The sequence below is a fragment of the Mesonia phycicola genome, assembly GCF_900141885.1.
Classification (GTDB): Bacteria; Bacteroidota; Bacteroidia; order Flavobacteriales; family Flavobacteriaceae; genus Mesonia; species Mesonia phycicola.
This window is the reverse complement of the sequence record NZ_FQYY01000005.1, coordinates 13,982-34,168: the sequence shown is the minus strand read 5'-3', so window position 1 is coordinate 34,168 and position 20,187 is coordinate 13,982. Positions and strand designations below refer to the sequence as shown.

Sequence of the window (20,187 nt, the reverse complement as noted above, 5' to 3'; positions counted from 1 at the left end):
CAACTTAAATTGTTTAGATTTGAAATAAGTAGAAAAAAGCTAACCTTTTTCATGTCTCCATACATTCTAAATATTAAAAAATTATCTCTAGGTTTTCAAACAGAAAATGGTTTTAGGGACACCTTAAAAAATATTGACTTTCATTTAAATAAAAATGAAATATTAGGTATTGTTGGTGAGTCGGGTTCTGGTAAATCTCTTACCTCTTTGGCTATTTTAGGCTTATTACCTACTTCTGCAAAAATTACAGAGGGAGAAATTTTGTATGAAAATAAAAACCTTTCTCTTTTCTCTAATAAGGAATTAAGAAAAATTAGAGGAAATGAAATTTCTATGATTTTTCAAGAACCAATGAGTTCTTTAAATCCTTCTATGAAATGCGGACCGCAAGTCACCGAAATTTTATTAGAACACACCAAACTTTCAACAAAAGAAGCTAAAGCAGAAACGCTTCGGTTGTTCGAGAAAGTAAAACTCCCTAGACCAGAAAGTATTTACGACGTATATCCGCACCAAATTAGTGGCGGGCAAAAACAGCGCGTCATGATAGCAATGGCAATTGCTTGTAAACCTAAAATTTTAATTGCAGATGAACCTACTACTGCGTTAGATGTTACCGTGCAAAAAGAGATTTTATTATTACTAAAATCTCTTCAGCAAGAAACAGAAATGAGTATTATTTTTATTTCTCACGATTTGGCGCTAGTTTCAGAAATATCCGATCGGGTGGTGGTGATGTATCAAGGGAAGATAGTGGAACAAAACTCAGCTTCAGCATTATTTCTTCAACCTAAAGAAACCTACACCAAAGCACTTTTAGCATCTAAACCATCTACAACAGAACGTTTAAAAAAACTGCCTACGGTTAAAAATTTCTTAGAAAATACCATTTCTGCAGCAATTGAAATAAAAAGCGAGCGAGAAAAACGTCACCAAGAAATTTATGCACAATCTCCTTTACTGGAAGTGGTAAATGTTGAAAAAGAATTTGTGAGCAATCCCGGATTATTTCAACCAAAAACCTCTGTAAAAGCGGTAAACGATGTAAGTTTTAAAATTTACGAAGGAGAAACTTTAGGCTTGGTGGGTGAATCAGGCTGCGGAAAATCTACTTTAGGTAACGTTATTCTTCAACTTGATAAAGCCACTGCTGGAAAGGTTTTATATCGGGGAAATGACATTACAAAAATTTCTAAAACCGAATTAAGAAAACTACGCAAAGAAATTCAACTTATTTTTCAAGATCCGTTTTCTTCTTTAAATCCGCGTATTCCTGTAGGCAAAGCGATTATGGAACCGATGGAAGTGCACAAACTTTACAAAAACAACAAAGAGCGTAAACAAAAAACAATAGAATTATTGAAGCGCGTAGGTTTAGATGAAACCCATTTTAATCGTTACCCACACGAGTTTAGTGGCGGGCAACGCCAACGTATCGGGATTGCGAGAACGATTGCCGTAGAACCCAAATTAATTGTGTGTGACGAGTCGGTTTCTGCCTTAGATATTTCTGTACAAGCACAAGTATTGAATTTATTAAACGAGTTAAAAGAGAAATTTGGCTTTACCTATATTTTTATATCGCACGATTTGGCGGTCGTAAAATATATGGCCGATCAACTTTTAGTAATGAATAAAGGTAAAATTGTGGAACAAGGTGACGCAGATAAGATTTATGCTCACCCAGAACAAGAATACACACAAAAATTAATTGATGCCATCCCGAAAGGGATTTAAGTGTTTAAAGATGAATATTCTTAGAGAACTTACTCAAAAATATCAAGGAAAATATGCGGAAGAAAACCTAAAAAGCATCAATTCTCCGCTGGGTAAGTTAAACTTTCAACCACAAAACAGCGTCTTATTTATTGACGATACCAAAATTACAATCTCTATAAATGTAACAACAGGAGCTCATTTGGTAGGTGAACCTTATCGTATAACGCTTCATTTAAAAAGCTCTGTAAAACCTAGATTAGAAATCTATCCTGCAAGTTTTTGGAATCGGTTTTTGTATAAAAATAATAAGTATATCACTAAAAAATTAGCAATTAATTATTGTTTTAAAACTGACGAAAAGCTGTTTTTAAAATTTATTAAACATAAAAACTTCTGTAAAATTTTAGAACAAGATGAAGTTTATATTCGGCTTTACCCAGAGAAAAATCAACTTGTTTTAACTCCGAAAAAAGGAATTGAAAACGTTAACCAATTTGAACATTTTCTTCAACTATTAAAAATTATAGAAAAAGAGCTTGTTGCTTTCTAGGTAGTAATACTATTTCTCTGTTAAATAACTTCATTTAAATTTTGACGTACACTTAAAGTCTGAATCTCATACAGAACAAGAAAGCGTTTTTAATTACTTTTCAACATATTCTTTAACAATTGTCTTTCAATAAATTTGAGGCAATTTTTTAATTTTGAATACGTTTGTAGTTTAATAATTAAAAATTAACTCGCCTTAGATTTTCATTCTAAATTTATTCTGTTATATTAATTCTTATGAAACAAAAAATAAGCTTAGACGACGTTGTATCTAATGCGCCAGATTTAATTCTGTATGCAGCACCAATTATGATTGGTTTAGCTCTCTTTGAGTTCTATTTTAGCTGGAGACAGAAGAAAGAATACTACGAGAAAAAAGATTTTATAGCCTCTCTTAGTATTGGTTTAGTATCTGTTTTTCAAAACTTACTTATTAAATCACTACTATTTGGTTCTGTAATTTGGTTTTACAACATTGTGCCTTGGGGTATCCCTGTCACTTGGTGGACAACTATTTTATGCTTTATTACTTTAGATTTTTGTAGGTATTGGGCACACAGATTTGGCCACGAAACTAGTATATTTTGGGCTACGCACGTAACACACCATAACTCTGAGAAGTATAACCTATCTACCTCTTTTAGACTTTCTTGGACGCAACAAATTAAGGTAGTTTTCTTTTTACCTATAAGCCTATTGGGTTTTCACCCAGTAATATTTTTTATATGTCACCAAATTGCTGTTTTATACCAATTTTGGATTCATACTGAATACATTAGAAAAATGCCTAAATGGTTTAGCTATATTTTTGTAACGCCTTCTCATCACCGAGTGCATCACGGAACAAACGAACATTATTTAGACAAAAATTACGGTTCTACTTTTATTATTTGGGACAGAATGTTTGGTACTTTTCAGCCAGAGGATGAACAAGCTATCTACGGTATTTTAGACCAACCGAAGCATTACAATCCGGTGAAATTGGTTTTTCACGTTTGGGGAGATATTTTTAAAAAAATGGCAAAATCAAAAAACCCAATTAAGGCGGTTAAGCTATTATTTTTACCTCCTGATGCTTTGTATGAAGATAAAAAAAGTAAATTAAACAATCCTCATCAAAAGAAACAAGAAGCTGTTTAGATAGTATATTTTCGTCAACCTGAACCGGATGAGGTTCTGAAATAAATTTAGAATGACGCTTTTCTATACTTTCTAAACAGCCTTTTTAATTCTTATCTTTTGTTTTTGCGTTAAGGATAGTAGTGAAAATCCCGCAGCAAGTTGTAGCGGCAGCAAAACTTGTGAGGAATTGTAACGAATAGCCTGACCCGTGAGGGTAACGCCTTACAAAACCATTTCTGGTATTTCACCTTCTATAATTAATTTGCCTTCGGTGGCTTTTTCTATCTCTTCTACGCTTACTCCTGGTGCGCGTTCTAAGAGTTTAAAACCTTCTGTGGTTACTTCTATAACAGCAAGATTGGTTACTATTTTAGTTACACAACCTACTCCGGTTAATGGTAAGCTGCATTTTTTAAGTAGTTTAGATTCTCCTGCTTTATTGGTGTGCATCATCGCGACAATAATATTTTCTGCAGAGGCTACCAAATCCATAGCGCCGCCCATACCTTTTACCATTTTTCCTGGTATTTTCCAGTTGGCAATGTCTCCGTTTTCGGCAACTTCCATCGCGCCAAGAATAGTAAGGTCTACGTGTTGACCGCGAATCATCCCGAAACTGGTGGCAGAATCGAAGAAACTTGCGCCTGGCAAAGCGGTGATGGTTTGTTTACCGGCATTAATTAGGTCTGCATCTTCTTCGCCTTCAAAAGGGAAAGGTCCCATTCCTAAAATTCCGTTTTCACTTTGAAATTCTACTTCTATATCGTCGCGCACAAAGTTGGCCACCAAGGTAGGAATCCCGATACCGAGATTTACGTAAAAGCCGTCTTTTACTTCTTTGGCGATGCGTTGTGCTATTCCGTTTTTATCTAACATAATTAATGTGTTGGTTTGATGATGAGTTATTTGTTATTCAGAAAAATTACGGTTTACTTTTAACTGATAACTACTAACTTTTTGGTCTAACGGTTCGTTGTTCAATTCGTTTTTCGTAATCTTTTCCTTGAAAAATGCGTTGTACAAAAATCCCTGGAATATGAATTTGATTAGGATCTAACTCACCAGCAGGAACTAATTCTTCAACCTCAACTACGGTCACTTTTGCAGCGCCACACATACAGGGATTAAAGTTTCTGGCAGTTCCTTTAAAAATAAGATTACCCGCTTCATCACCTTTCCAAGCTTTTACAAAAGCAAAATCTGCTTTAAAAGCTTCTTCTAACACATACATTTTACCATCAAACTCACGCGTTTCTTTACCCATAGCTACTTCTGTACCGTAACCAGCAGGTGTATAAATAGCAGGAAAACCTTGTTGCGCAGCTTGGCATTTGGCTGCTAAAGTACCTTGTGGGGTTAGCTCTACCTCTAACTCTCCGCTAAGCATTTGACGTTCAAACTCTGCATTTTCTCCTACGTAAGAAGAAATCATTTTTTTGATTTGCTTTTTTTGAAGTAATAAACCTAAACCAAAATCATCTACTCCTGCATTGTTAGAAATACAAGTAATATCTTTTATGTTTTTTTGTACAAGTTCTGTAATGGCATTTTCTGGAATACCACAAAGGCCAAAACCTCCTAGCATAAAGGTCATTCCGTTTTGAACCCCTTTTAATGCTTCTTGAACATTATTAACCGTTTTTTTAATCATTTGTTAAAAATTTTCTCTAAAAATAAGGAATTTACAAGATTATAACAATAAAAGAACCCTTTATCACTAATTTAATAATTAGCAAAAAAAGGGTTTCTTTTTTATAATATGAAGTGATTTTTAGAAATCTAAATTTTCTCCTGTATTATCTTGGTTTTCATTATCTTGATTTTCTTTTACTTCGTCACAATCTACCTCTATACTAAGGTCTTTTGGTTTTTCAAACTCAGATTTAGAAATATCTAAATCTTTATCTTCATACACCTCTTTCATGTATAATCCCCAAATTGGTAATGCCATAGTTGCCCCTTGCCCGTAAGTTATAGTTGGGAAGTGCACAGATCTATCTTCTGCACCAACCCAAACTCCTGTGGTTAAATTTGGTACTATGCCCATAAACCAACCATCACTTTGGTTTTGCGTAGTTCCTGTTTTACCGGCAATTGCATTCTTAAATCCATACGGGTGACCTGTTACTACATCTTTATAGTAAGGTGGAGACCAAGTTGTTCTTAAACGTGTACCAGAACCTCCGTGAGTTACACCTTCCATTAAATTGATTGTTACATAGGCGGCTTCTTCACTCATAACATCACGACTTTCAGGCACGTGCTGGTAAAGAATGGTACCATTTTTATCTTCTATACGAGTTACAATGACAGGTTTTACATAAACACCTTTATTGGCAAACGTACTGTATGCCGAAACCATTTCAAAAACACTTAAATCTACAGAACCTAGTGCTATTGCTGCTACTGGTGGTATATTTTCTGTATCTACACCTAATTTACCTATTAAATCTATTACTGGCTCTGGACCTACTTTATCCATTAATCTTGCGCTAATAGTGTTTAATGAGTTTGCCAATGCATCTTTTAAACTAACCATACCTCCATATTCTCCTCCAGAATTTTTTGGAGACCAGTCTTTGGTTACTCCATGCTTTCCTGCCGGAATTGTATGGATAGTATTTGGTAACTCATAACAAGGAGATAGGTGTAACTGATCTATTGCAGTTGCATACAAAAATGGCTTAAAAGTAGAACCAACTTGCCTTTTGGCTTGTTTTACGTGCTCGTATTTAAAGTGTTTAAAATTAATACCTCCAACCCAAGCTTTTACTTCACCTGTTTGTGGAGTCATAGACATCATTCCTGCATTTAAAAATGATTTGTAATATATTATCGAGTCTCTTGGCGTCATTAAAGTATCTATTCCCTTCTCATTTTTCCAAGAGAAAACACGCATTTCAGTTTTTTTATCAAATGATGCAATAATTTTTTCTTCATCGATATTTTTTTCTTTCATTTGGTACCAACGGTCACTATTTTTCATCGCTCTAGTTACTATTTTATCAATAGCATCTTGACTAATACCTCTAAAAGCTACTCCTTTATTTTTTTTGTTTTGCTCGTCAAATTTTGCTTGAAGATTTTTCATGTGTTTAGAAACAGCATCTTCTGCATATTTTTGCATTCTAGAATCTATACTAGTATATACTTTTAGTCCGTCTCTATAAATATTATAAGTTCCACCATCTGGAGTTGGGTTTTCTTTTGCCCAATCTTTTAAAAAGTCTCTCAAATACATTCTAAAATAAGTAGCAATACCTGATTGGTGACTCTCGGGGTGGTAATCTATTTTTAAAGGTTTAGCTTGTAACTCTACCTTTTCTTCTTCTGTAATGTAATTTGCTTTAGCCATTTGACTTAAAACCACATTTCTTCTGTTGGTTACCCCTTCTGGGTTTCTTCTAGGGTTGTAAAGTGATGAGTTTTTAAACATTCCTGCTAAAACTGCTGCTTCTTCTATTTCTAACTCGTTAGGTTCTTTTCCAAAATAAATTCTAGAAGCAGATCTTACTCCTACTGCGTTATTGTTAAAATCATACACGTTAAAATACATTGCTAGTATTTCTTGTTTGGTATAATTTTCTTCTAATCTAACAGCTATGATCCATTCTTTCATTTTTTGGCTTACCCTAGCTATTATATTTTGAGAACCTTCTCCATGAAATAATTGCTTTGCCAATTGTTGAGATAATGTACTTGCTCCACCCTTAGACCCTAAATAAACAAAAGCCCTAAGTGTACCAAAAGCATCTATCCCAGAATGATCGTAATACCTAACATCTTCTGTAGCTACTAAAGCATTTATTAAATTTTCAGGAAGATCTTCATACTTTATAGGGGTTCTATTTTCATTATAATATTTACCGAGCGTTTCTCCATCTGAAGAGAATACTTCTGTAGCTAAATTAGTTTCTGGGTTTTCTAATTGATCAAATTCTGGCATTTCTCCAAAAAATCCCCAACTTGCCATACAAAACAGTAAAACTATTATTGAAATTCCGCCTATAAATAATGCCCAAAACCAAAAAATATACTTTTTAAATGAAGTTTTTTGGGCTGGTTTGTTTGTTGCTTTTTTTGTTGCCACTTGTTATGCTAATTAGTTAGATAAAGGTTTTTCTATTCTGAAACCTATATCTGTTATTCCTTTTAAATTAGCGATACCATCTACTTTTCCGTTTTTACGCATCGCTTGTCTTATATTAATTTGGTAAGTGCCTTTTTCTGGAAATTTTACTCCCGCTTTATACCAGAGTTTACTTTCTTTTATTTCTCCAAATCCAGTGCCCATCCAATCTCCGTTAGGGTAAGCCATTTCATACTCTAAGGTATCTGAAATTACTTTACCGTTAGGGAAGTTCATTTCTGTTATTAAAAATATATTACTGTAATTATACTGACTATTATTTCTTAAATTAATATATAAATGATAAGGTTGTATTGTGTCTAAACCACTAACTTGAAACTTGACAATAGAATCTTTATTCCACCCTTTTTCAGGAATAGATTGGTATTGATCATAGATGCGGTTAGAGTCACACGAGATAATACAAACCATTATCACTAAAAAAAATGCTAAATACTTATGCATTATTATTAGGTTTTTTACTTCTTGGTTTATGATTTCTTTTCTTTCTTCTTCGTTTTTTATTGGCCTGAGTTGAGTTTTTAGGCTTATCAAATCTAGTTAAACTATCTTGCCCAACTACATCTCCAAAATCTGCACTTTCTTCTGCTTGATGCTGTACTGCAAACTCTTCTAAACTAGCAACTGGTTTTTTTGCTTTAGATGCTTTTATAATTTGCTGTACTTGATCTGTTGTAAGCTCGTGCCAGTTCATCCACTCACCTTCGTAAGCATACCATAAACTACCTTTAAAAATATCTATTTTTTGGCAAACAGCTCTTCCTTTTTGAGTTTGTAGTTTTACATCTTGCCTTGGGAAGGCTTTTAAAGCGTCTAAATATGCGTCTAACTCATAATTTAAGCAACACTTTAGTTTACCACATTGCCCTGCAAGCTTTTGCGGGTTTAAAGATAACTGTTGGTATCTTGCTGCAGAAGTAGTTACAGATCTAAAATCTGTAAGCCAAGTAGAACAACATAATTCTCTACCACAAGAACCAATACCACCTAATCTAGCGGCTTCTTGACGAAAGCCTATTTGGCGCATTTCTATTCTTGTTTTAAACTCTCTTGCAAATTCTTTAATTAATTGTCTAAAATCTACTCGATCTTCTGCTGTGTAGTAAAAAGTAGCTTTAGAACCGTCTCCTTGAAATTCAATATCGCTAATTTTCATTTTTAATTTTAGCTTAATTGCAATTTCACGAGCAGTAACCTTCATGGTTTCTTCTCTCTCTCTACATTCTTGCCAAATATCTATATCTTTTTGGCTAGCCTTACGGTAAATTTTCTTTACCTCTTCACTATCTTTTTTTACTTTCTTTTTTTTCATTTGAACTTTTACAAGTTCTCCTGTTAACGTAATTACTCCAACATCATGACCTGGAGAAGCCTCTGTAGCCACTACATCACCAATGTTTAACGTTAAATTTTCTGTATTCTTAAAAAAGTGTTTTCTTCCGTTTTTAAAACGAATTTCTACGTAATTAAAAGGTTCTACCCCACCAGGAAGTGACATATTGGATAACCAATCAAAAACACTTAATTTATTGCAGCTATCTGTACCGCAATTACCATTACTCTTACATCCTTTTGGCTGACCGTCTTTACCGGTCGAGCAACTTCCACACGCCATAAAATTATATATATTGAAACACAAGAGGTTAAAAAAACTACTGTGTTGAAAAATTAATATTCTTTATTTAAAGGGTAAATATACCAATTTATTGTGAGGAGAAAGGAAAATGTATGGGAGATAGAAAACTAAATTTATCTAATTTAGATGCTTTTTTTTCTAGAAAAGTTAGCTACAAAAATTATAACATCACCCAAACACTGGCTCCTATAAAAATAATATTACCCATAATACCTATAATACTTAAAAATCTAAGTTCATCTTGCTTTGCAGAAAGTCTGAAGAAAAACATAGCAAATACTAAACCTGTTAACGCTATTGCATTTATAATATAAGGGTTTCTTAAAAAAAAAGGGAAGTGATTTAAATAGCTTTGTTTAGTTTCATAAAAAGAGCCTAAGTTATCAAACTTATAAAACAAAACTGCTAGATTTAAAAAAGCAAGTAGCAAAATAAAACTACCCACCATAAAGGCGAGTAGTCTTATTTGACTTTTTTGTCTACTTGATATGTTTTCTGAGCTTATCAACTTGCTAGTTATTGTTTAAATTTTAAAACTTCAGATCTTCCTTTTTTAAAAATCTTATTGCTATTCTTTTTTCCTTTTCTAAGTGCTTTTTGTTCTTCGTATGGTAAAGCATTTATTTCTTTACAATTATCTGAACAACAATTATCCATCTTAGCGGCACATTCTTTACACTGAATAAATAATAAATGACAAGCTTCATTAGCACAATTTACGTGTACATCACAGGACTTACCGCATTGGTGACATTGGGCAATTACATCATCTGAGATACGCTCTGCTCTACGATGATCAAAAACAAAATTTTTACCAATAAATTTATTCTCTAGCTCTTTTTCTTTTACTTGTCGTGTATATTCTATAATACCCCCTTCAAGCTGAAAAACATTTTTAAACCCTTTATGTTTGTAATAAGCACTAGCTTTTTCACATCTAATACCACCTGTACAGTACATTACTAGGTTTTTATCTTCTTTATGTTCTTGTAAATCTTCTTCTATAATATCTAAAGAATCTCTAAAAGTATCTACATCTGGAGTAATTGCACCTTGAAAATGACCTATTTCACTTTCATAATGGTTACGCATATCTACCAATATGGTATTTGGGTCACTAATAAGCTCATTAAATTTCTCTGCATTAACGTGCTCTCCTTTTTTAGTAACATCAAAACTCTTATCGTTTAAACCGTCTGCTAAAATTTTAGATCTTACTTTCACTTTCAGCTTTAAAAAAGATTTTAAATCTTGCTCTATTGCAATATTTAGTCTTATATCTTTTAAAAAGTATATGCCGTCTAAAAACTCTTTAAAATCATTAAACTTTTTTGCTGGCACAGAGAGTTGTGCATTAATCCCCTCGTGGGCAACATAAATTCTTCCTAAAACATCTAGTTGATCCCAAGCAACAAATAAATGATTTCTAAAAAGTTCTGGATTTCCTATTTTGGCATATTGATAGAAAGAGATGGTAAGCCTATCTTCCCCGGCTTCTTCTAAGAGTGCTTCTCTTTCTTTTGCACTTAATTTGTTGTACAGTTGCATGCTATACTAATTTATAAGTTAAACAAAAGTTAAGCTGCAAATATAAAGCATTATCTACAAAAAATGCCTGAAAAATAGTTTTTTCAGGCATTTTTTCGAACGGCTAATTCGTTATTAATTTTTTTAAATTTTACTTCAAAAAACAATAACGCTAACCGCCGTCAAGCTTACAATTACAAGTGTAAGTTACTGTAATTGTAGAGCTCATAGAATTTAAAATAATATTTTGCTTAAGATATTTCATGAAATTATCCTTTCTATAAAGAAGATGTAAAAAAACAAAAAAGGTTGCGTGACCAATCAAAATCACAAAAACTTGTAGTATTTTAGCATTTCTTCAAATGAAATAAGAAAGCCTTTTAAAGATATGAGTAAAGACAACGAGAAAGAAGCTAAATTAAAGGCGTTAAAATTAACGCTAGATAAATTAGACAAGACTTACGGTAAGGGTACTGTGATGAAAATGAGTGATCAAGCAGTGCAAGATGTAGATGCAATATCATCTGGATCACTTGGTTTAGATTTAGCGTTAGGTGTAGGCGGTTACCCAAGAGGTAGAGTAATAGAAATTTACGGTCCAGAATCTTCTGGTAAAACTACATTAACACTTCATGCTATTGCAGAAGCACAAAAAGCTGGAGGTATTGCTGCATTTATTGATGCAGAGCATGCTTTTGATCGTTTTTATGCTGAAAAGCTAGGAGTAGATATTGAAAATTTAATAATCTCTCAACCAGATCACGGAGAGCAAGCTTTAGAAATTGCAGATAACCTTATACGTTCTGGGGCAATAGATATTATAGTAGTAGATTCTGTTGCTGCATTAACTCCTAAAAGTGAAATTGAGGGAGAAATGGGAGACTCTAAAATGGGACTTCACGCTAGATTAATGTCTCAAGCATTAAGAAAACTTACCGCTTCTATTAGCAAGACTAATTGTACTGTGATTTTTATTAACCAATTAAGAGAAAAAATTGGAGTAATGTTTGGAAATCCAGAAACCACTACTGGTGGTAACGCACTTAAATTTTACGCTTCTGTTAGATTAGATATTAGAAGATCTACGCAAATTAAAAATAGTAACAGCGATGTTATGGGTAACAAAACCCGTGTAAAAGTTGTAAAAAACAAAGTTGCTCCGCCTTTTAAAACTGCAGAATTTGATATTATGTATGGTGAAGGGGTTTCTAAAGTAGGTGAAATTATAGACATAGGTGTAGACTATGAGATTGTAAAGAAGAGCGGATCTTGGTTTAGTTATGAAGACACTAAATTAGGGCAAGGTAGAGATGCTGTAAAAACTCTACTAAAAGACAATCCAGAATTAATGGAAGAACTAGAAACTAAGATTACAGATGCTATTAAATTAGCAAAATCTTAAACGTAAAATAAATTTTTAATAAAAAAACCTGCTTTCGCAGGTTTTTTTTTGTTTAAGACGCAACCATTTACATTTAATTGTATCTAATTAACACATCCCCACTAAGTTTAGTTTTAAATTAATTATTAAAAATGAAAAAATATTTATTATATATCTTAATAACAATTATTGCAGTAAGTTGTAATTTAGATGATAATGATACAGAATATCTGTCTTATGAATTGGTTCCTGTAAATAATGTAAATATCCCTGATACATTAGATTACGGAGAACAATATGATTTTGAAATCTCTTATATAAAACCTTCCACTTGCCATACTTTTAGTGGTTTTGATTACAATCAAGAGGGAAACACTAGAGTAATAGCAGTTGTAAATAGTGTTTATTTCGACGAAAACACCGACTGTACAACTCTAGAAGAAGAAATAGAGTCTGAAACTTTACCTTTTGAAGTTTTAAGAGAAGACAATTATATTTTTAAATTTTGGCAAGGAATAGATGATGTAGGGGAGTATATTTATTTAATTAAAGAAATACCTGTTAGGGTAAACTAATTAGACGTATAAATTGAGTATTGAGCAACTTATACAAAAGTGCAAAAAGCAAGATTTAAAATCGCAAGAGCAACTTTATAAGCTATACGCTAATAAACTCTTTGCGGTTAGCCTAAAATATTCTCGAAATTACCAAGAAGCAGAAGATAACTTACAAGATGCTTTTTTAACTATTTTTAAAAAAATAGAACAATACAAAAATACAGGATCTTTTGAAGGTTGGATGAAACGTATTGTTATTAATACTTCTTTACAACGCTATAGAAAACAAAATGTATTTCAAATAATAGACGAACAAGCTTTAGAAGAGCCTGACATCGAAATAGATGAAGAACAAATACCTCTTCCTTTTTTACTACAAATTATTCAAGATTTACCAGATAGATACAGAATGGTGTTTAATTTATATGCTTTAGATGGATTTTCTCACAAAGAAATTGCAGAGATGATGAAAATTACTGTGGGTACTTCAAAATCTAATTTAGCAAGAGCTAGGCAAATCTTGAAAGTAAAAGTAGAAGAACATTCTAATAAAAATAACGCAAGTACAGCGCAATGAAAGAAAAGAAAAAAATAGACAGACTCTTTCAGGAAAGTTTCAAAGATTTTGAAGCTGCTCCCAAAAACCATGTCTGGAAAAATATAGAGCAAGAATTACAAAAAAAGAAAGACAAAAAAGTCATTCCTTTTTGGTGGTATAAAGCTGCTGGAGTTGCAGCTGTATTGGCTATTATATTTTTAGCGGCAAATTTTATTTTGCCTACAAACAATAATACCAAGGTGGTAAATACAAAAGAGAATACTACCATTTCTCCTAAAAACATAAAAAAAGCAGATAAACCATTTACCAATACAGAAAATAACCCCATAGATGGTATAAATACTAATAAATCTTATGTAAATGAAGAAAACACAACAACGCCTATTATAAAAAACAATACTTTAAATTCAGAAAAAAATACGCCTTCTATCACTAACAACAATGCAAAATCTTTAGTTAGTAGTGATAAAAAACCTGCACTAAAAGCGAACTCAACCTCTACAGGCAAACTTGTTTCTTCGCCTAAAAACTCAAGCATATCTACTTCAGAAAGTTTAAATCACACCAATAAAAAATCTTCTTCTGCAACGAAGCTTGCTGTAAACAAAAAACAAAATGAAGAAATAAATACAAGCAACACAAATAAATCGTTAGTTGCAGAATCTGTAAATAAAAAAGAGAAAATTTTTGGTAAAAACAATCAGATTTCAACAGAAGAAAATAAAAATAATTCAACTTCAAGTAAAGACAACTCTGCAATTGTTTCTGTAGAAAAAAATAATTCAGAAGAAAAGCTCAATAGTGAAGAAATTTTAGAAGAAGAATTAAATCAAAAAAAATCTCTGGTAGAAGAAGCTAAAAAAATTGAAGAAGAAAAGCTCAATAAAAATGATGATGATAATGAGGAAACAAACTTATCTAAATGGTTAATAAAACCAAATGTTTCTCCTATCTATTACAGTAGCTTAAACGGAGGTAACAATATAGATAAAAGCCTTGCTAGCAACTCTAGTGAGAGTAATATCACTATGGCTTACGGGGTGAATTTTGCTTATGCAATTTCAGAAAAATTTAAAGTAAGATCTGGTGTTAGTAAAGTTAACATGAGCTATAATGTAAACAATATTGCTTATTCTGCAGGAGTTAACTCTATACAATTAGAGGGTATTACTACTACACCTTCTAACGAGACAATTGAAATAATTAGTCTTGATAATAGCTCACCAAAACCAACAACTATAAGCAGTGGTGAGTTTGACAGAAGTACAAATTCATCTTTTACTGAAGGAGCTTTAAACCAACAATTAGGATATTTAGAAGTACCTGTTGAAATTGAGTACGCTTTAATAGACAAACGTTTTGGCGTGAATATAATTGGAGGAGCAAGTACCCTGTTTTTAAACGATAACGATGTTTATATAAATTCTCAAGACAGTCATTTATCTTTAGGTGAAGCTAACAACCTTAATAAGGTAAGTTTTACCACTAACGTTGGGCTAGGTTTTGATTATAGTTTAAGTAAAAGTTTCGATTTAAATTTAGAGCCTACTTTTAAATATCAACTTAACACCTATAATAATAACATTAACAATTTTAAGCCTTATTTCTTTGGTGTGTATACTGGGTTTAGTTTTAAATTTTAGAATAAAAACGCTGTGAAAATTTAAAGTTTATTTTCTAATAACTCTTTTAATAGAGATTGCCTAATTTCTTCTTTTAGTTTTCGTTTATCTTGTTGTTCTAAATTTTTGGTAGATACAAAAGGTAAAATTTTAGCTCGCATTATTCCTAAGCTACCACTCATAAAAGTATAAGAAAATCGTTGTTTATTATCGTAAAAAACCAATGGTACAATAGGTATTTGATGAGTTATAGCTAATCTAAAAGCTCCATCTTTAAAATTATCTAATAAAACAGACTCATCGTCTGGCACTCCTCCTTCCGGAAAAATACAAATACTCACTCCTTGGTTTAATCTTCTTTGCGCTTGTTCAAAAACTTCTTTTCTGCTTTTTACATTTGCTCTATCTACCAAAATGCAAGTACGTTTATAGAAAAATCCGAAAATAGGAATTTTAGAAAGCTCTTTTTTTCCCACAAAAACAAACGGATTTTTAATAATAAGTAGCATCAACATAATATCCGTCATAGAAGTATGGTTTGCTATAAACATATAGCTTTTATTTCTATCAGGTATTTGTAGCTTTTTCACCTTAGGGTAAAAGCCCATTCCGTATAAAATAATTTTTGCCCAAAATCTAGCTAAATAGAAAAACTGCGGATAATATTTCTCTTTTGCCGTAAACAATAGCAATAACGGAAACATAATAATTATAGGCACAGCCATAAGTATGTAAAACCATACTCGCCATAATGTGATTAAAATTTTTCTAAAAAAGCTCATAAGAATTCAAAAGTAATAAAATGTATGCTTTGAAAATGATAAAACATTTACCTTTACAAAAAAATTATTTAAAATGTCTAGAATACTAACAGGAGTACAAAGTACAGGAACTCCACACTTAGGAAACTTACTAGGAGCCATTATTCCTGCCATCAACATGGCAAACGATTCTAATAACGAATCTTTTTTATTTATTGCAAACTTGCATACGCTTACGCAAATAAAAGACGCTCCCACTTTAAGAGAAAACACCTATTCTGTGGCGGCAACCTGGCTGGCCTTTGGTTTAGATATCGAAAAAACAGTTTTTTATAGACAGAGTGATGTACCACAGGTAACCGAACTTTCTTGGTATTTAAGTTGCTTTTTCCCGTATCAACGATTAACGCTTGCGCATTCATTTAAAGATAAAGCAGATCGTTTAGCCGATGTAAACTCTGGGCTTTTTACATACCCCATGTTAATGGCGGCAGATATTTTGGCTTATGATGCAGAATTTGTTCCGGTAGGCAAAGATCAATTACAACACATTGAGATGACACGTGATGTTGCTTCTCGTTTTCACGCACAAATGGGTGAAGATGTTTTTGTATTGCCAGAAGCTAAAATTGAAGAAAACTCAAAATACATTCCAGGAACCGACGGAGAGAAAATGAGTAAATCTCGTGATAACTTTATCAATTTATTTTTACCAGATAAAAAATTAAGAAAACAAGTGATGGGTATTCAAACCGATAGCACCCCGCTAGAAGAACCTAAAGATCCAGATGCTTGTAATGTATTTAATCTTTATAAAATTATTGCTTCGGAAGAACAAACCGCAGAAATGCGCAAAAATTACTTAGGCGGAAATTATGGTTATGGTCATGCTAAACAAGCTTTATACGAGCTTTTAGTTGAAAAATATGCGAAAGAAAGAGAGCTTTACCATTATTATATGAATAACCTTCAAGAAGTAGATGCTGCTTTAGAAAAGGGAGCTGAAAAAGCTAGAAAAGTAGCTAACGATGTTTTAGACCGTGTTCGAACAAAATTAGGTTACTAATCTTTATTTCTATAACAAAAAAGGCAGCTTAAAAAAGCTGCCATTTTTGTTACCTATCTGCAGGCGGTAATTTACTGCTAAAATGTATAACCTAACCTAATATGTAAATCTAAAATCACTTCGCCTTTATCTGGAGGAAAAAGATAATCAGACTCATCGAAAAAAGCTCTACGATAACCCAAACCTAATCCTGTTTCATAAGTAAAATGATTACCAATGGTTCTTCTAATTGCCCATTTAGGTATTATTCTTATTTGGTTATACACATCTACATCTACATTAGAAATTACAAATAAATTAGGATTATAACTTACCTCAAGCCCTACAAAGTTTGCAGTATTTTTAGCTGTTCTCTTACCTTTATTTGCTCTTTTACTTATATTATAATACCATCGAGGTTCTGCAGTAATTACGGGTGCAAATGCATAATTTACCTCATCTTCTTCATAATAAATACTACCACCAAAAAGAGCTGCGTCTAAACCAACCTCTGTTTTTAGTGCAATAGTATTAGATATTTTAGCTTCATTATTTACCCAAACTCCTAAAAAACCCGCTTGAACACCAAAAATAGAAGACTCTACACTTTCTAAAGTTTCTATTTCGTTTTGAGCTATTAAACTTGAATTAAATAAAATTAAGCTGAGTAAAAAGAATATTTTTTTCATCTTGAATTGTTTAAAATCAAAAATAGTTTTTAAAAACTTAAAAACAACAGTTGTATATAAAATTATATAGCTTCAAACTGTTTTCCTGGTAACGGTCTTACCAGACCATTTAATTCAAGACTTAATAAGTGGCTTGTTATTTCAAAAGTTGGCATTTGGCATGCTAAAGCTAAAATATCTAGCTCTACCTTACCAAGCTCTTTCAATTTGGATAATATTTTTTCTTCTTCTATAGAAAGGTTGACAAATAATTGTGTTTGTTGTGGTTTCTTTTCTTCTACTTCCCAACCTAAATAATAAATAAGATCTGCTGCAGAAGTAATCATTTGTGCTTGTTGTTGCTTTATTAAATTGTTACAACCTTTACTCAATAAATCTGTAGATCTTCCTGGCACTGCAAAAACTTCTCGGTTATAAGAATTTGCAATATCTGCAGTTACTAAAGAGCCTCCTTTCTCTGCACTTTCTATCACTAAAGTAGCTTGACTAAGACCTGCTATTACTCTATTTCTTTTTAAAAAATTCTTTCTATCAAATTTTGCATCACTCCAAAAATCGGTTAAAAAACCTCCATTTTTCATTACCTCAGCTTCATATTTCTTGTGCACTTTAGGATAGATCTGATTTAAACCGTGCGCTAAACAACCTATGGTTTGCAAATTATTTGCTAATGCACTTTTATGGGCACAAATATCTACACCGTAAGCAAAACCAGAAATAATAACAGGGTTAAGCGGCGCCAATTCTTCTATTAATTGCTCACAAAATGCAATACCGTGATTAGTTACTTTTCTAGTACCAACAATACTTAGTAATTTTTTTTGCTGTAAATCTATATTTCCTTTCTGAAAAAGTAAAACGGGAGCATCTATGCAATGCTTCAAATTTTCTGGGTAATTGTTTTCTTGAAAATAGGTAACCTGTATATTATTGTCTTTTATAAAACTTAATTCTTGTAAAACTTCTCGCTCATAGGTAGAAAAATCTAATAGCTTGGCAGTTCTTTCTCCAATACCATCTACGTTTAAAATTGTAGACTTTTTTGCACAAAAAATTTCTTCTGCAGAGCCAAAATGAAGCAATAATTTCTTTGCAGTTATATCACCTACATTAGGTATTCGTTGTAATGCTAACAAATAAATTAACTCTGACTCACTCATTATAAAGAATATATATCTTTAAAAATAGAGAAAAAGATTTGTTAATAAAATCTGAAGTTTGAATTTCATAAAATCTCAAAAAAAATTAACTTTGAATTTATGAGAGTAGAACAATACTTACAAGAATTATTATATCGTTACGAGTGCGTAGTAATGCCTGGTTTTGGTGCTTTTTTAGCACAACGTAAATCAGCAGAAATTCATGAAACTACCCACGCTTTTTATCCGCCAAAAAAAGTAATTTCTTTTAATAAGCAACTATCAGAAAATGATGGTGTGCTTACTAACTATATTGCTAAGGCAGAAAATATTTCTTACAGCGAAGCAAGTGAAAAAGTAGTTTTATTTGTACAAGAACTACAATCTACCCTTAACGCTTATCAAGAAATTGTTTTAAAAGAAATAGGAACTTTTTCTTTAGAAGAAGGTAAGGTTTTATTTCAACCTTTTTACCATAATAACTATTTAGCAGAATCGTTTGGGCTATCTACTTTTACTTCACCAGTTATAGAAAGAGAAGAAGAGATTGTAGAAGAAGTGGCTCATGTTTTAGCTAAAGTTGAAGAAACTATCGCTTCAGAAAAAGAAAATGACACCTCTACTATTTCTGAAGAAATTTCAGCAGTAGAAGAAGAGAAAGAGCAAAACAAAACTCCAATATGGCGATATGCTGCAGTAGGTGTTATTGCTTTAGGTATTGCAGGTTTATTAGGTTCTAACTATTATGTAAATACTATTGAAGAGCATAATATTGCAGAGCAACAAAAAGCAGAACAGCAAATAGAGTCTCAAATACAAGAAGCTACTTTTATGATTAGCAATCCGTTACCAGAAGTTACTTTTAAAGTGGCTAGAGAAAACGGTAATTACCATATTGTAGCAGGAGCATTTAGAGAGAAAGAAAATGCTGCAAAAAAAGTTGAGCAATTAATACAAAAAGGGTTTAATGCTCGCGAAATTGGCACTAACAAATATGGTTTACACCAAGTAATTTATAGCAGCCACGAAGATCGTTTACAAGCTTTAGAAACTTTAAGAACTATCAAATCTACCGAAAACCAAGAAGCTTGGTTATTAGTACAAGAATTATAAGGTTTTTTACTCATAAAATTTATTTAAAATAGATGCTTTTACTAAGCATCTATTTTTGTTTTAACTCAAAAGATTACCTTTGCAGAAAAAAAAATGCAGCCAAAACATCCTAAAGAATCTCGCACCATTTTAACCGATTTAGTTTTACCTAGTGAAACTAATCCGCTAAACAATTTATTTGGAGGCGAATTGTTAGCACGTATGGATCGTGCCGCTAGTATTGCTGCCAGAAGGCACAGCCGAAGAATTGTGGTTACTGCTTCTGTAAACCATGTCGCATTTAAAAAAATGATTCCGTTAGGTAGTGTTGTTACTGTAGAAGCTAATCTTTCTCGTGCTTTTAAAAGTTCTATGGAAGTGGTAATAGATGTTTGGGTAGAAGATAGAGAAAGCGGACTACGCTCTAAAGCAAACGATGCTATTTATACTTTTGTAGCGGTAGATGATTCTGGTAACCCGGTTCCTGTACCACCAATAGAACCAGAATCTGCAGATGAGAAAGAACGTTTTGATGCTGCTCTACGTAGAAAACAATTAAGTTTAGTTCTTGCTGGTAAAATGAAACCAAGCGAAGCAACGGAGCTTAAAGCTTTATTTGAAGATTAATAAAGCCATTAC

The 20,187-nt window shown here is 32.4% G+C and carries 20 protein-coding genes; 10 read left to right on the top strand and 10 right to left on the bottom strand.

From position 1 onward, the window contains the following. Positions 1 to 51: 51 nt before the first annotated feature. The 3 genes from BUC03_RS08120 to BUC03_RS08110 all read left to right on the top strand — a co-directional run bounded on the left by BUC03_RS08120 (position 52) and on the right by BUC03_RS08110 (position 3,408). The gene (locus tag BUC03_RS08120; protein ID WP_073150188.1) at positions 52 to 1,737 is read left to right on the top strand and encodes an ABC transporter ATP-binding protein; all 1,686 of its coding nucleotides are present in this window, start codon (positions 52 to 54) and stop codon (positions 1,735 to 1,737) included. 10 nt (positions 1,738 to 1,747) lie between these two features. Next, positions 1,748 to 2,269 (top strand): hypothetical protein, encoded by a 522-nt coding sequence (locus BUC03_RS08115; RefSeq protein WP_073150185.1) that lies wholly within the window; start codon positions 1,748 to 1,750, stop codon positions 2,267 to 2,269. Positions 2,270 to 2,505: 236 nt separating this feature from the next. Further along, positions 2,506 to 3,408, top strand: coding sequence for a sterol desaturase family protein (locus tag BUC03_RS08110; RefSeq protein ID WP_073150182.1), 903 nt, complete (start codon positions 2,506 to 2,508; stop codon positions 3,406 to 3,408). Between the two features lie 204 nt (positions 3,409 to 3,612). On the opposite strand, the gene BUC03_RS08105 is transcribed toward BUC03_RS08110, so the two are convergent. From BUC03_RS08105 to trhO, 7 genes are all read right to left on the bottom strand, one after another. After that, positions 3,613 to 4,266, bottom strand: a complete 654-nt coding sequence (locus BUC03_RS08105) for a CoA transferase subunit B (RefSeq protein WP_073150179.1) — start codon at positions 4,264 to 4,266, stop codon at positions 3,613 to 3,615. Between the two features lie 73 nt (positions 4,267 to 4,339). Beyond that, positions 4,340 to 5,041, bottom strand: coding sequence for a CoA transferase subunit A (locus BUC03_RS08100; protein ID WP_073150176.1), 702 nt, complete (start codon positions 5,039 to 5,041; stop codon positions 4,340 to 4,342). A gap of 120 nt (positions 5,042 to 5,161) precedes the next feature. Beyond that, on the bottom strand, positions 5,162 to 7,480 hold the full coding sequence (locus BUC03_RS08095; protein ID WP_073150173.1) for a penicillin-binding protein 1A: 2,319 nt from the start codon (positions 7,478 to 7,480) through the stop codon (positions 5,162 to 5,164). 12 nt (positions 7,481 to 7,492) lie between these two features. Further along, a complete protein-coding gene (locus BUC03_RS08090) occupies positions 7,493 to 7,984 on the bottom strand; it encodes a gliding motility lipoprotein GldH (protein WP_073150170.1) in 492 nt (163 codons plus the stop codon). Continuing rightward, positions 7,977 to 9,155: a PSP1 domain-containing protein gene (locus tag BUC03_RS08085; protein WP_073150166.1), complete on the bottom strand. Its 1,179-nt coding sequence runs from the start codon at positions 9,153 to 9,155 to the stop codon at positions 7,977 to 7,979. Before BUC03_RS08085 ends, BUC03_RS08090 begins: the two co-directional genes overlap by 8 nt. 181 nt (positions 9,156 to 9,336) lie before the next feature. Then, positions 9,337 to 9,576, bottom strand: coding sequence for a hypothetical protein (locus BUC03_RS08080; protein ID WP_159432708.1), 240 nt, complete (start codon positions 9,574 to 9,576; stop codon positions 9,337 to 9,339). A gap of 116 nt (positions 9,577 to 9,692) precedes the next feature. Next, positions 9,693 to 10,724: an oxygen-dependent tRNA uridine(34) hydroxylase TrhO gene (trhO, locus tag BUC03_RS08075; protein WP_073150161.1), complete on the bottom strand. Its 1,032-nt coding sequence runs from the start codon at positions 10,722 to 10,724 to the stop codon at positions 9,693 to 9,695. A 367-nt stretch (positions 10,725 to 11,091) separates the two neighbouring features. On the opposite strand from trhO, the gene recA reads away from it, so the two are divergent. The 4 genes from recA to BUC03_RS08055 all read left to right on the top strand — a co-directional run bounded on the left by recA (position 11,092) and on the right by BUC03_RS08055 (position 14,843). Next, complete coding sequence (recA, locus tag BUC03_RS08070) at positions 11,092 to 12,105, top strand: recombinase RecA (RefSeq protein WP_073150158.1); 1,014 nt, start codon at positions 11,092 to 11,094, stop codon at positions 12,103 to 12,105. A gap of 131 nt (positions 12,106 to 12,236) precedes the next feature. Further along, entirely contained in the window at positions 12,237 to 12,659 is a 423-nt protein-coding gene (locus BUC03_RS08065) for a hypothetical protein (protein ID WP_073150155.1), read from the top strand. A gap of 13 nt (positions 12,660 to 12,672) precedes the next feature. Beyond that, positions 12,673 to 13,218 (top strand): RNA polymerase sigma factor, encoded by a 546-nt coding sequence (locus BUC03_RS08060; protein ID WP_073150152.1) that lies wholly within the window; start codon positions 12,673 to 12,675, stop codon positions 13,216 to 13,218. Then, positions 13,215 to 14,843, top strand: a complete 1,629-nt coding sequence (locus BUC03_RS08055; protein ID WP_073150149.1) for a hypothetical protein — start codon at positions 13,215 to 13,217, stop codon at positions 14,841 to 14,843. Before BUC03_RS08060 ends, BUC03_RS08055 begins: the two co-directional genes overlap by 4 nt. 20 nt (positions 14,844 to 14,863) lie before the next feature. On the opposite strand, the gene BUC03_RS08050 is transcribed toward BUC03_RS08055, so the two are convergent. Then, positions 14,864 to 15,604: a lysophospholipid acyltransferase family protein gene (locus BUC03_RS08050; RefSeq protein WP_073150147.1), complete on the bottom strand. Its 741-nt coding sequence runs from the start codon at positions 15,602 to 15,604 to the stop codon at positions 14,864 to 14,866. 73 nt (positions 15,605 to 15,677) lie between these two features. Here BUC03_RS08050 and trpS point away from each other — a divergent pair, with 73 nt between their 5' ends. Continuing rightward, positions 15,678 to 16,649, top strand: coding sequence for a tryptophan--tRNA ligase (gene trpS / locus BUC03_RS08045; RefSeq protein ID WP_073150144.1), 972 nt, complete (start codon positions 15,678 to 15,680; stop codon positions 16,647 to 16,649). Between the two features lie 77 nt (positions 16,650 to 16,726). Here trpS and BUC03_RS08040 read toward each other — a convergent pair whose 3' ends face one another. Both BUC03_RS08040 and dprA read right to left on the bottom strand, forming a co-directional pair. Beyond that, entirely contained in the window at positions 16,727 to 17,317 is a 591-nt protein-coding gene (locus BUC03_RS08040; protein ID WP_073150141.1) for a hypothetical protein, read from the bottom strand. A gap of 62 nt (positions 17,318 to 17,379) precedes the next feature. Further along, complete coding sequence (dprA, locus tag BUC03_RS08035) at positions 17,380 to 18,477, bottom strand: DNA-processing protein DprA (protein ID WP_073150139.1); 1,098 nt, start codon at positions 18,475 to 18,477, stop codon at positions 17,380 to 17,382. Between the two features lie 99 nt (positions 18,478 to 18,576). Here dprA and BUC03_RS08030 point away from each other — a divergent pair, with 99 nt between their 5' ends. Both BUC03_RS08030 and BUC03_RS08025 read left to right on the top strand, forming a co-directional pair. After that, positions 18,577 to 19,569: an HU domain-containing protein gene (locus tag BUC03_RS08030; RefSeq protein ID WP_073150136.1), complete on the top strand. Its 993-nt coding sequence runs from the start codon at positions 18,577 to 18,579 to the stop codon at positions 19,567 to 19,569. 93 nt (positions 19,570 to 19,662) lie between these two features. Continuing rightward, positions 19,663 to 20,175 (top strand): acyl-CoA thioesterase, encoded by a 513-nt coding sequence (locus BUC03_RS08025; RefSeq protein WP_073150134.1) that lies wholly within the window; start codon positions 19,663 to 19,665, stop codon positions 20,173 to 20,175. Positions 20,176 to 20,187: the final 12 nt, after the last annotated feature.

Bases quoted from the DNA above. Each gene is read 5' to 3' on its own strand.
- BUC03_RS08110 (WP_073150182.1), top strand. From the start codon at position 2,506: ATGAAACAAAAAATAAGCTTAGACGACGTTGTATCTAATGCGCCAGAT.
- BUC03_RS08085 (WP_073150166.1), bottom strand. From the start codon at position 9,155: ATGGCGTGTGGAAGTTGCTCGACCGGTAAAGACGGTCAGCCAAAAGGA.
- recA (WP_073150158.1), top strand. From the start codon at position 11,092: ATGAGTAAAGACAACGAGAAAGAAGCTAAATTAAAGGCGTTAAAATTA.
- BUC03_RS08065 (WP_073150155.1), top strand. From the start codon at position 12,237: ATGAAAAAATATTTATTATATATCTTAATAACAATTATTGCAGTAAGT.
- trhO (WP_073150161.1), bottom strand. From the start codon at position 10,724: ATGCAACTGTACAACAAATTAAGTGCAAAAGAAAGAGAAGCACTCTTA.
- trpS (WP_073150144.1), top strand. From the start codon at position 15,678: ATGTCTAGAATACTAACAGGAGTACAAAGTACAGGAACTCCACACTTA.
- BUC03_RS08090 (WP_073150170.1), bottom strand. From the start codon at position 7,984: ATGCATAAGTATTTAGCATTTTTTTTAGTGATAATGGTTTGTATTATC.
- BUC03_RS08105 (WP_073150179.1), bottom strand. From the start codon at position 4,266: ATGTTAGATAAAAACGGAATAGCACAACGCATCGCCAAAGAAGTAAAA.
- BUC03_RS08120 (WP_073150188.1), top strand. From the start codon at position 52: ATGTCTCCATACATTCTAAATATTAAAAAATTATCTCTAGGTTTTCAA.
- BUC03_RS08040 (WP_073150141.1), bottom strand. From the start codon at position 17,317: ATGAAAAAAATATTCTTTTTACTCAGCTTAATTTTATTTAATTCAAGT.
- BUC03_RS08050 (WP_073150147.1), bottom strand. From the start codon at position 15,604: ATGAGCTTTTTTAGAAAAATTTTAATCACATTATGGCGAGTATGGTTT.
- BUC03_RS08055 (WP_073150149.1), top strand. From the start codon at position 13,215: ATGAAAGAAAAGAAAAAAATAGACAGACTCTTTCAGGAAAGTTTCAAA.
- BUC03_RS08100 (WP_073150176.1), bottom strand. From the start codon at position 5,041: ATGATTAAAAAAACGGTTAATAATGTTCAAGAAGCATTAAAAGGGGTT.
- BUC03_RS08025 (WP_073150134.1), top strand. From the start codon at position 19,663: ATGCAGCCAAAACATCCTAAAGAATCTCGCACCATTTTAACCGATTTA.
- dprA (WP_073150139.1), bottom strand. From the start codon at position 18,477: ATGAGTGAGTCAGAGTTAATTTATTTGTTAGCATTACAACGAATACCT.
- BUC03_RS08115 (WP_073150185.1), top strand. From the start codon at position 1,748: ATGAATATTCTTAGAGAACTTACTCAAAAATATCAAGGAAAATATGCG.
- BUC03_RS08030 (WP_073150136.1), top strand. From the start codon at position 18,577: ATGAGAGTAGAACAATACTTACAAGAATTATTATATCGTTACGAGTGC.